At 69.1% G+C, this 9,378-nt stretch carries 9 protein-coding genes and 1 pseudogene; 5 read left to right on the forward strand and 5 right to left on the reverse strand.

The genetic code is table 11. The annotated features are described in order from the left end of the window. Positions 1 to 379 precede the first annotated feature (379 nt). From CCL05_RS31665 to CCL05_RS31675, 3 genes are read left to right on the forward strand one after another with little or no spacing between them, the layout of a single operon-like run. Positions 380 to 862, forward strand: coding sequence for a phage terminase small subunit (locus tag CCL05_RS31665; RefSeq protein WP_086564119.1), 483 nt, complete (start codon positions 380 to 382; stop codon positions 860 to 862). Beyond that, positions 843 to 2,492, forward strand: coding sequence for a terminase (locus CCL05_RS31670; RefSeq protein ID WP_086564120.1), 1,650 nt, complete (start codon positions 843 to 845; stop codon positions 2,490 to 2,492). Before CCL05_RS31665 ends, CCL05_RS31670 begins: the two co-directional genes overlap by 20 nt. A gap of 21 nt (positions 2,493 to 2,513) precedes the next feature. Continuing rightward, positions 2,514 to 3,632 (forward strand): tyrosine-type recombinase/integrase, encoded by a 1,119-nt coding sequence (locus tag CCL05_RS31675; RefSeq protein WP_086564121.1) that lies wholly within the window; start codon positions 2,514 to 2,516, stop codon positions 3,630 to 3,632. A gap of 3 nt (positions 3,633 to 3,635) precedes the next feature. Here CCL05_RS31675 and glnA read toward each other — a convergent pair whose 3' ends face one another. Then, positions 3,636 to 5,045 carry a type I glutamate--ammonia ligase gene (glnA, locus tag CCL05_RS31680; protein WP_086564122.1) on the reverse strand — a complete coding sequence of 470 codons (1,410 nt, stop codon included), beginning with the start codon at positions 5,043 to 5,045 and terminating at the stop codon, positions 3,636 to 3,638. A gap of 210 nt (positions 5,046 to 5,255) precedes the next feature. On the opposite strand from glnA, the gene CCL05_RS31685 reads away from it, so the two are divergent. After that, positions 5,256 to 5,723, forward strand: coding sequence for an RDD family protein (locus CCL05_RS31685; RefSeq protein ID WP_086564123.1), 468 nt, complete (start codon positions 5,256 to 5,258; stop codon positions 5,721 to 5,723). A 73-nt stretch (positions 5,724 to 5,796) separates the two neighbouring features. Here the strand turns inward: CCL05_RS31685 and CCL05_RS31690 are convergent, their stop codons facing one another. The 4 genes from CCL05_RS31690 to lipB form a co-directional block, all read right to left on the reverse strand. After that, positions 5,797 to 6,501 carry a DUF4191 domain-containing protein gene (locus tag CCL05_RS31690; protein ID WP_086564124.1) on the reverse strand — a complete coding sequence of 235 codons (705 nt, stop codon included), beginning with the start codon at positions 6,499 to 6,501 and terminating at the stop codon, positions 5,797 to 5,799. Positions 6,502 to 6,579: 78 nt separating this feature from the next. Next, on the reverse strand, positions 6,580 to 6,792 hold the full coding sequence (locus tag CCL05_RS31695; RefSeq protein WP_086564125.1) for an SCO2195 family GlnR-regulated protein: 213 nt from the start codon (positions 6,790 to 6,792) through the stop codon (positions 6,580 to 6,582). 261 nt (positions 6,793 to 7,053) lie between these two features. Continuing rightward, positions 7,054 to 8,019 carry a lipoyl synthase gene (lipA, locus tag CCL05_RS31700; RefSeq protein WP_086564126.1) on the reverse strand — a complete coding sequence of 322 codons (966 nt, stop codon included), beginning with the start codon at positions 8,017 to 8,019 and terminating at the stop codon, positions 7,054 to 7,056. 95 nt (positions 8,020 to 8,114) lie between these two features. Then, a complete protein-coding gene (lipB, locus tag CCL05_RS31705) occupies positions 8,115 to 8,915 on the reverse strand; it encodes a lipoyl(octanoyl) transferase LipB (RefSeq protein ID WP_086564127.1) in 801 nt (266 codons plus the stop codon). A gap of 238 nt (positions 8,916 to 9,153) precedes the next feature. Here lipB and CCL05_RS31710 point away from each other — a divergent pair. Then, positions 9,154 to 9,378: pseudogene (locus CCL05_RS31710) on the forward strand (regulator); the annotation flags it as partial.

The following is a 9,378-nucleotide window of genomic DNA, read 5'->3' on the forward strand; positions in this document are numbered from 1 at the left end:
ACCTCGTCGGGTGCCATGACCTACTCGGTCATGGCACCCGACGAGGTGCAGGGACTGTCCGACTACCAGGTCGACGCACTCGCCGACACGGTCCTCGACGGCGGCGACGCAGCCTGAGCAAGGCATCTGATCTTCGGCGTCAAAGGCATCGATCTTGCGAGTCACAGGCAAGCGTCGAACCCATGGAGCGGGAGTCTTCACCGTTCTCGCCCGCTCCAGCGTCGAACGCCCCGGACGGATGACCGTGGCCCCGTCCGGGGCACCCCGAGCACCCTGGGGGCCCACCCCCGCCCCCCGTGATCTTCAGGGCTCGGGCCGTGTAGACGCCGTCTGCGGCCCCGGGTCTGGGGCTTTTGGATCTTGAACGAGAGGAACCGCTATGGCTGGTCGTGGACCCGCCCCGAAGGACCCCCGGCGCCGCGCCGGCCACCGTAAGGACGCGCACCCGCAGACCGTCCTGCGGTTCGAGCAGGCCGAGGCGCCCGAGCTGCCGCCCCTGCGCGCCCGCCAGGGCGACGAGATGGTCGAGGTTCCGTGGCCCGCGGCCACGCTGGAGTGGTGGGAGATGTGGAAGGCGAGCCCGCAGGCTGAGCACTTCACCAGTACGGACTGGTCGTTCCTGCGGGATACGGCCCTGGTGCACGCCCGGCACTGGAACGGGGAGGCGACGGCCGGCGCCGAGCTCCGGCTGCGCGTCGCCAAGTTCGGCGCCACCCCGGAGGACCGCGCGAGGCTGCGCATGCAGTTCGCCCAGGCCGACGAAGCCGACTCCAAGAGGGCGCCCGAGCAGGCCTCCGAGGACCAGTTCGGCGACCTGAAGGTGCTTCCGGGGGGTGGGACGGATGCCGTGGCGGGGGCCTAGATACAAGGGTGAGCTGCCGACGCTGGGACACCAGGTCATCAACTGGATGCACGCCTACCTCGCCGCCCCGGACCGTGCCGAGTACGAGCCGTTCCGGCTGACGCGCGAGCAGGCCCAATTCGTGCTGAACCTGTACGCCATCGACCCGCGGACGGGGCAGCGTCGCTACAGGCGGGCCGTCCTGAGCCGGGTGAAGGGGTGGGGCAAGTCGCCGCTGCTGGCGGCCCTCACGTGCGCCGAGGCCCTCGCGGACGTCGTCCCGGACGGCTGGGACGCGAACGGGGAGCCGGTGGGCCGCCCGTGGGCGACGCTGCGCACGCCGTGGCTGCAGCTGGCGGCCGTCTCCGAGGACCAGACGAAAAACGCATGGGCGCCGCTGCTGGAGATGCTCCGCGAGGGGCCCGTGATGGACGACTACCCGGGTATCGAGCCGTTGGACACGTTCGTCAACCTCCCCCAGGGCCGCATCGAGTTCGTCACCTCGGCGGCGACGAGCCGCGAGGGCAACCGGCCCGTGTGGTGCGTCCTCGACCAGACCGAGGAGTGGCGCGTGTCGAACGGCGGCGTAAGGCTGGCCGCCACCCTGCGCCGGAACCTCGGCAAGACCGGGGGGACGTCCGTGGAGTCCCCGAACGCCTACGTGCCCGGCGTCGGCAGCGTCGCCGAGAACTCCGCCGAGTTCTACAAGCGCATCAGGGAGGGCCGCGCCCGCGACGAGGGCCTGCTGTACGACCACCGTGAGGCGCCTGCCGACACCGACTTGGGCGACCGCGAGTCGCTGATGCGGGGTCTGGCCTACGCCTACGGCGATTCCGCGGCGACCGCGGGCGGCTGGGTGAATCTGGAGCGGGTCGCCGCGGAGATATGGGACCCGGACACCGATCCGCAGGATGCACGCCGCTTCTACCTCGGGCAGATCACGCACGCTTCCGACAGCTGGATCTCTCAGCCGGAGTGGTCCGCGGTCACGGACGTCGACAAGGTGCTCGCCGACAAGGAGACGGTCGTGCTCGGGTTCGACGGCTCCCGCCGCCGCTCCCATGCGGTCACGGACGCTACGGCCCTGGTGGGCTGCCGCGTCCACGACGGGCACCTGTTCCTCCTGGGCTGCTGGGAGCAGCCTGACGGGCCGCAGGGCCGCGACTGGGAGGTGCCCACGACCGAGGTACTGGCCACCGTGGCGGACGCCTTCAAGCGCTACCGGGTGGTCGGGATGTACGCCGACCCCGCCAAGTGGGAATCGCACGTGGCCAGCTGGGAGGCGAAGTACGGCCGTCGCCTCAAGGTGAAGGCGTCCATGACGCATCCGATCGAGTGGTGGATGACCGGTGGCCGCTCGAACCTCATCGTGCGCGCCCTGGAGAAGTTCCGGTCTTCCGTGGTCGACCACGAGCTGTCACACGACGGCTCTAGCGTGCTGACCAGGCACGTCCTGAACGCCCGGCGCAGGGAGTCCCGTTCGGGCATCCAGATCATGAAGGAACACCCGGAGTCCTCCCGGAAGATCGACGCAGCCGTGGCGGCTGTGCTCGCCTGGCAGTGCCGTGTCGACGCCGTGGCGAAGGGGTTGGGCAAAGACGGAGCAGGCCGCGGGACGCCCGGTAGGGGCCGCGTGGTCGTGCTCCGGTGACGAACGACGAAGGGGTAGAGGGTGGCCAGCAAGAGCATTGCGAAGAGGCCGAACGGTAAGTGGCGGGCCCGGTACCGGGACCTGGCCGGTAAGGAGCACGCGAAGCACTTCGCCCGGAAGGTCGACGCTGAGCGGTGGCTCGACGAGGTGACGGCCGCGCTGGTTACCGGCAACTACGTCGACCCGAAGAGCCAGAAGATGTCCATGGACACGTGGTGCGACGCCTGGCTCGACAGCTATGCGCACCGGGAGTCCACGGAGCGGCAGGCCCGCGTGCATGTGGCCCGGATCCGGAGGGAGTTCGGCCCGCTGCCGTTGATGGCGGTCGACGAGATGGCCGTGAAGCAGTGGATGGCGAAGCTGAAGCGCGAGGGGCTGTCGCAGTCGTATCGCTTCGCGCTGCACGCCCGGCTGTCGCAGATCCTCACGGACGCCGTGGGCGCCCGGAAGCTGGCGAGCAACCCGTGCAGCCGGCGCACGACTCCGGGGGCGGGCAAGCAGCGTCCCTACGTGGCGACCGAGGCGCAGTTCTGGGCGCTGTACGAGGCGGCCGAGGCGAAGTACCGGCCCGCGCTGCTGCTCGGGGCGTTCGCCGGCCTCCGCGTCGCCGAGGTGTGCGGGCTCCGGGTTCAGGACGTCGACCTCGACGCGCGGGTCATCACACCCGCCGTGCAGTACCCGGCCGAGCCGCTCAAGACCGAGATGAGCATGACCGCGGTCCCGATCCCCGACGCGTTCGTGGGGGAGCTGAAGCGGCTACTCGACGGCCGCGAGGACGGGTGGGTCGTGCCGGACGACGACGGCGTCCAGCTGGGGCCGTGGAAGGTCGAGCGGCACATGCGGCGGATCCGGAAGACGGTCGCCGGCCTGCCCGAGGGTTTCCGCTTCCACGACCTCCGGCACTTCTACGCCTCGATGCTCATTGCGGGTGGCAGCGACGTAAAGATCGTGCAGCACCGGCTACGGCACTCCTCCGCGAAGACGACCCTCGATACGTACAGTCACCTCTGGCCCGACTCCGACGAGTCGACCCGGGCCGCTGTCGAGCGGGTCATGGGCCCCGTGATCAACAAAACTGCGGACCCTCTGCGGACTGGCAGAGGGTCCGCAGAGGGAACCGCGAGCGTAGAGCCCTGTTGATCTTTACACGTCGAAGTACAGCTCGAACTCGTGCGGGTGCGGACGCAGCTGAAGCGGCGCGATCTCGTTCGTGCGCTTGTAGTCGATCCACGTCTCGATCAGGTCCGGCGTGAACACGTCGCCCTGGAGGAGGAACTCGTGGTCGGCCTCCAGGGAGTCGAGGACGGCCGGGAGCGAGGTCGGGACCTGCGGGACGCCCGCGTGCTCCTCGGGAGCCAGCTCGTAGAGGTCCTTGTCGATCGGCTCGGCCGGCTCGATCTTGTTCTTGATGCCGTCCAGGCCCGCGAGGAGCAGCGCGGAGAACGCCAGGTACGGGTTGCCGGAGGAGTCGGGCGCGCGGAACTCGACGCGCTTGGCCTTCGGGTTCGAGCCCGTGATCGGGATACGCATGGCCGCGGAGCGGTTGCGCTGCGAGTAGACCAGGTTCACCGGCGCCTCGAAGCCCGGGACCAGACGGTGGTACGAGTTCACCGTCGGGTTGGTGAAGGCCAGCAGCGACGGGGCGTGCTTGAGGATGCCGCCGATGTAGTAGCGGGCGGTGTCCGACAGGCCCGCGTAACCGGCCTCGTCGTAGAACAGCGGGGAGCCGCCCGACCACAGGGACTGGTGGACGTGCATGCCCGAGCCGTTGTCACCGAAGATCGGCTTCGGCATGAAGGTCGCCGTCTTGCCGTTCTTCCACGCCACGTTCTTCACGATGTACTTGAAGAGCTGGAGGTCGTCGGCGGCGGCCAGCAGCGTGTTGAACTTGTAGTTGATCTCGGCCTGGCCGGCGGTGCCCACCTCGTGGTGCTGGCGCTCGACCTGCAGGCCGGCCCGGTTCAGCTCCAGGGAGATCTCGGCGCGCAGGTCGGCGAAGTGGTCGACCGGCGGGACCGGGAAGTAGCCGCCCTTGTAGCGGACCTTGTAACCACGGTTGTCCTCGACGGCACCGGTGTTCCAGGCGCCGGCCTCGGAGTCGATGTGGTAGAAGGACTCGTTCGCGGTGGTCGCGAAGCGCACGGAGTCAAAGACGTAGAACTCGGCCTCGGGGCCGAAGTACGCCGTGTCGGCGATCCCGGTCGAGGCGAGGTAGGCCTCGGCCTTCTTCGCCACGTTGCGCGGGTCACGGGAGTACTGCTCGCCCGTGATCGGGTCGTGGATGAAGAAGTTGATGTTCAGCGTCTTGTCGCGGCGGAACGGGTCGACCCGGGCGGTCGACAGGTCCGCGCGCAGCGCCATGTCGGACTCGTGGATGGCCTGGAAGCCGCGGATGGACGAGCCGTCGAAGGCCAGCTCCTCGTCCGCGTCGAACGCCTCGGCAGGCACCGTGAAGTGCTGCATCACGCCCGGCAGGTCGCAGAAGCGGACGTCGATGAACTTGACGTCCTCGTCCGCGATGAACTTCTTGGCCTCGTCGGCGTTCTGGAACATCCAGCTCCTCCTACTCCCGACCGTCCCGCCGGGGTGGTAGTTCGTTCGTGCTGCCAGTGCGGGTGGCACACGCTGACCTCGACCCTAGGGACGGGTGGTTTCTCGGGCGTGACTCATTTGTTTCGCACAAGTTAACCGGCTCGGCTCCCACCCTAGCCCCGACGCACCCCGCCGTGCCCTGGTCATTTCCGGGCGCAGTACCGTGGACGGGTGGACAACAGGCAAGCACTCGGATCGTGGCTTTCCGGGCCCCGCGCGGCGGCGGAAGAGGCCGGTGTCGACTTCGGATACCGGGGTGAGCAGCTCGGTCTGCCCGAGGAGGGGCCCGGTTCGATCGCCCGTCCGGGGCGGCGGCTCGGCGCCCTCGCCGTGGACTGGGGCCTGAGCCTCCTGATCGCATACGGTCTCATCACCCAGAGCTACAACGCAGCGGCCCAGATCTGGGCGCCGCTCATCATGTTCGCCTTGATGGTTTTCACGGTCGGTACGCTCGGCTTCACGCCGGGCAAGCGGCTCTTCGGCCTGCGGGTGGTCGCCCTGGACACCGGCCGGGTCAGCCCCTGGCGCGCGGTGCTGCGTACGGTCCTGCTCTTCCTCGCGATCCCCGCCCTGATCTGGGACCGTGACGGCCGTGGCCTGCACGACCGGCTGGCGGGCACGGTCGAGGTCCGCATCTGACACCGCCGAAGACGAACGAAGAAGGGGCGCCCGGAGTGATCCGGGCGCCCCTTCATGTGTCGTGAGCGGGCGGTCAGCGCGCCTTCGGCCCGCCGCCCCTCGGCATCCGCATGCCCTTGGGCATCGGCCCCTTCGGCAGCGGCATGTTGCTCATCAGGTCGCCCAGGGCGCGCAGCCGGTCGTTGGTGGCGGTGACCTGCGGGCCGGTCAGCACGCGCGGCAGCTTCAGCATGGTCGTGCGCAGCTTCTTCAGCTCGACCTGGCCCTCGCCCGTGCCCACCACCAGGTCGTGCACCGGGACGTCCGCGACGATGCGGTTCATCTTCTTCTTCTCGGCGGCGAGCAGGGACTTCACCCGGTTCGGGTTGCCCTCGGCGACCAGCACGATGCCGGCCTTGCCGACCGCGCGGTGCACCACGTCCTGGTTGCGGTTCATCGCCACCGCGGGGGTCGTCGTCCACCCCCGGCCGATGTTGTCGAGCACCGCCGCCGCGGCACCGGGCTGGCCCTCCATCTGCCCGAAGGCGGCCCGCTCGGCCCGGCGCCCGAACACGATCGCCGACGCGAGGAAGGCGAGCAGGAGGCCCAGGATGCCGAGATAGATGGGGTGACCGATCAAGAAACCGATCGCGAGGAAGACACCGAAGGTGACGATTCCGACTGCCGCGAGTACAAGACCGATCTTCTTGTCGGCCTTGCGGGTCATCTTGTAGGTCAGGGCGATCTGCTTCAGTCGCCCGGGGTTCGCAGCGTCCGCTGCAGGTTCCTTCCTCGCCATGCCACGAAGTCTACGTGGCCCCACAAGCGCCTCCGACGGCAGTGTCCGCGGGGAGGCTCGCGGGGGAGGAGAGCGGGCTCAGGGGTGGACGGAGACGGACCGGGAGACGGACTGCTCGAGGACGCGCTGCGCCTCGACCCGGTCCTTGGCGCGACGGCGGTCCTCCAGCACGGAGGTCCAGGCGTTGCGGCGGGCGGTGCGCTGACCGCTGCTGAGCAGCAGCGACTCGACGGCACGCAGGGCGGTGGTGAAAGACGGAATCGCGGTGGCGCGAACGGGCGCGGCCTGCATGGGTCAGGTCCCCCCTCGGGAGCGGTGTACGTGCTGTGAGTCCAGCGTTACTGATTGGTGTTACCAGGGCGTGTCCGACCGGTCAAACACCCATGAAGCCCCGGCGGGGATCCGTGGAACGCCGACGCGGTCCTGACATACGCCCTCATCTGCGAGGACGGTCAGGACCGCGTCCATTCGGCCGTTACCGGCGGGTAGTGTCTTGTGCGCGAATTCACACGTTTGTCTCGCCCCTTGGCGGGTAAGGGCGGTGACGGTTCGTCAGACGGCCTGGGCCGCGATGCGCGCGTCCCGCTGCTCCATGGCCATCCGGTAGAGCCGCCCGGCACGGTACGAGGACCGCACCAGCGGACCCGACATCACACCGGAGAAGCCGATCTGCTCGGCCTCCTCCTTCAGCTCCACGAACTCGTGCGGCTTGACCCAGCGCTCCACCGGGTGGTGGCGCACGGAGGGCCGCAGGTACTGCGTGATGGTGACCAGCTCGCAGCCCGCGTCGTGCAGCTGCCTGAGCGCCTCGCTGACCTCCTCGCGGGTCTCGCCCATGCCGAGGATGAGGTTCGACTTGGTGACCAGGCCGTAGTCGCGGGCCTCGGTGATGACCTTCAGGGAGCGCTCGTAGCGGAAGCCGGGGCGGATCCGCTTGAAGATCCGCGGGACCGTCTCGACGTTGTGCGCGAAGACCTCGGGGCGGGAGGAGAAGACCTCGGCGAGCTGCTCCGGGACGGCGTTGAAGTCGGGCGCGAGCAGTTCGACCTTCGTCCGGCCGGCCTCGCGGTCCGCCGTCTGCTGGTGGATCTGGCGGACCGTCTCCGCGTACAGCCAGGCGCCGCCGTCCTCCAGGTCGTCGCGGGCGACGCCGGTGATCGTGGCGTAGTTCAGGTCCATGGTGACCACGGACTCACCCACGCGGCGCGGCTCGTCGCGGTCGAGCGCCTCGGGCTTGCCGGTGTCGATCTGGCAGAAGTCGCAGCGCCGGGTGCACTGGTCGCCGCCGATGAGGAACGTGGCCTCGCGATCCTCCCAGCACTCGTAGATGTTGGGGCAGCCGGCTTCCTGGCAGACCGTGTGCAGCCCCTCGCTCTTCACGAGGTTCTGCATCTTGGTGTACTCGGGGCCCATTTTCGCCCGGGTCTTGATCCACTCGGGCTTGCGCTCGATGGGGGTCTGGCTGTTGCGGACCTCCAGGCGCAGCATCTTGCGTCCGTCGGGTGCGACTGCGGACACGACCGGCTCCCTAGCGTTTGATTCTTCGGCGTCCTCAAGGGTACGCCCGTTGATTTGAATGCCTGTGTGTGGTGCCAGCCCCTCCACAGCCCGTTTTATGCCGCCGGCGCCTTCTCGATCTCCCGCGGCTTCAGCTCGGCGTTCTCCAGGACGTCCCGCAGGTGCCGCTCGACGACCGGCAGGACCTCCTCGATCGTCACGTCGCGGCCCAGTTCGCTCGCCAGGGAGGCGACCCCCGCGTCACGGATGCCGCACGGGATGATCCGGTCGAACCACTTGTTGTCCGGGTTCACGTTGAGCGAGAAGCCGTGCATGGTGACGCCCTTGGCCACGCGGATGCCGATCGCGGCGATCTTGCGGTCCTCGCGGCGCTGGCCCGCGTTGGAGGGCGCGTACTCCGGGCCGTTCAGGCGCGGGTCGAACTCCTCGTCGTGCAGCCGCGGGTCGAAGTCCAGGGCCAGGCCGCCGAGCGCGGGGCGCTGTTCGACCGGGTCCCCCAGCACCCACACCCCGCTGCGGCCCTCGACCCGGGTCGTCTCCAGGCCGAACTCCGTACAGGTGCGGATCAGGGCCTCTTCGAGGCGGCGCACATGCGCCACGACGTCCACCGGGCGCGGCAGCTTCTGGATCGGGTAGCCCACCAGCTGGCCGGGGCCGTGCCAGGTGATCTTGCCGCCGCGGTCCACGTCGATGACCGGCGTGCCGTCGAGGGGCCGCTCGTTGTCCGCCGTGCGCCGTCCGGCCGTGTAGACCGGGGGATGCTCCAGGAGCAGCACGGTGTCGGGGACCTCGTCGGCGAAGCGCGCCGCGTGCACCCGGCGCTGTTCGTCCCACGCCTCCTGGTACTCGACGGCCTCGTCACCGAACCCCATGCGGACGAACCGCAACTCACTCACGGCAAGCGCCTCCCTAGGACGGGTGTGTCAGGCACGTATCGCGCCCCAGCCACTGTACGTCCGGCCCGGCCACGTCAGTCCTGGGGCCAATCCTCACACGATCGGATGAATGTCCGCGAAAATGTGTGATGGGGTGTTTACTCTCCGCTACATTCGCGCCGTCCAGCAAGCCAAAAGGCCTGCTCACAGGCAATCCGGCAGATCACCAGCACCGGAAGGCAGGAGACCGCACCGCACCATGACGGAACGACCCGCGCAGCGCACCCCCAACCGACAGCTCGCCGCGCTCATCGCAGAAGCGGGGTTCTCCAACGCGGGTCTCGCCCGTCGCGTGGACCAGCTCGGTCTCGAACACGGGCTCGATCTGAGATACGACAAGACATCCGTCACCCGGTGGCTGCGCGGCCAGCAGCCCCGGGGCACCACGCCCGCCCTGATCGCCGAGGTCTTCACCCGGCGCCTG

The organism is Streptomyces africanus (assembly GCF_002150735.1).
In the GTDB taxonomy this organism is placed as follows: domain Bacteria; phylum Actinomycetota; class Actinomycetes; order Streptomycetales; family Streptomycetaceae; genus Streptomyces; species Streptomyces africanus.

Excerpts from the sequence above, each read along its gene's own strand:
- CCL05_RS31665 (WP_086564119.1), top strand. The coding sequence starts at position 380 with ATGGCTGGTCGTGGACCCGCCCCGAAGGACCCCCGGCGCCGCGCCGGC.
- CCL05_RS31670 (WP_086564120.1), top strand. The coding sequence starts at position 843 with ATGCCGTGGCGGGGGCCTAGATACAAGGGTGAGCTGCCGACGCTGGGA.
- glnA (WP_086564122.1), bottom strand. The coding sequence starts at position 5,045 with ATGTTCCAGAACGCCGACGAGGCCAAGAAGTTCATCGCGGACGAGGAC.
- CCL05_RS31690 (WP_086564124.1), bottom strand. The coding sequence starts at position 6,501 with ATGGCGAGGAAGGAACCTGCAGCGGACGCTGCGAACCCCGGGCGACTG.
- CCL05_RS31695 (WP_086564125.1), bottom strand. The coding sequence starts at position 6,792 with ATGCAGGCCGCGCCCGTTCGCGCCACCGCGATTCCGTCTTTCACCACC.